This is a genomic window from Streptomyces virginiae, assembly GCF_000720455.1.
GTDB lineage: Bacteria > Actinomycetota > Actinomycetes > Streptomycetales > Streptomycetaceae > Streptomyces > Streptomyces virginiae.
Map to the genome: position 1 here is coordinate 1 of NZ_JOAK01000102.1, position 382 is coordinate 382.

Genomic DNA, 382 nt, shown 5'->3' on the forward strand with positions numbered 1-382 from the left:
GCCGAGCGGAGCGGGGTGATCAGGCGGGCTTCGCCGACGGCTCGGAGGAAGCCCTGGGTGGTGCCGAGCATCTCGGCGGCCCGGCCCATCGTGTAGGCGGGATAGTCGTCGTCGTCGAGACGGCCGAAGGAGTCGTCTGCTGTCATGAAACCTCTCTCGTGGAACGCGTGGAGGGGCCCTGGCGCCAATGGCACCAGGGCCCCGAAGGAACTGCTACACCATCTGCCGGCCCTGTTACTGCGCCGGCTTTCTGTATCCGCCGACCCGCCCCAACGGGGACGGGAGATGCGGGGATCGCGGTTGCTTGACCGGAGACCACCTCACTATCGATGTCCTGCGGTACCCGGGCTCAGACTTCCGCCCGGGCGATCCTGATGGCGCC

1 pseudogene is annotated in these 382 nt (G+C 68.1%); it reads right to left on the reverse strand.

Annotated elements, in window-relative coordinates:
- Positions 1 to 146, reverse strand: a pseudogene (locus tag IG86_RS44985) (MerR family transcriptional regulator); the annotation flags it as partial.
- Positions 147 to 382 lie beyond the last annotated feature (236 nt).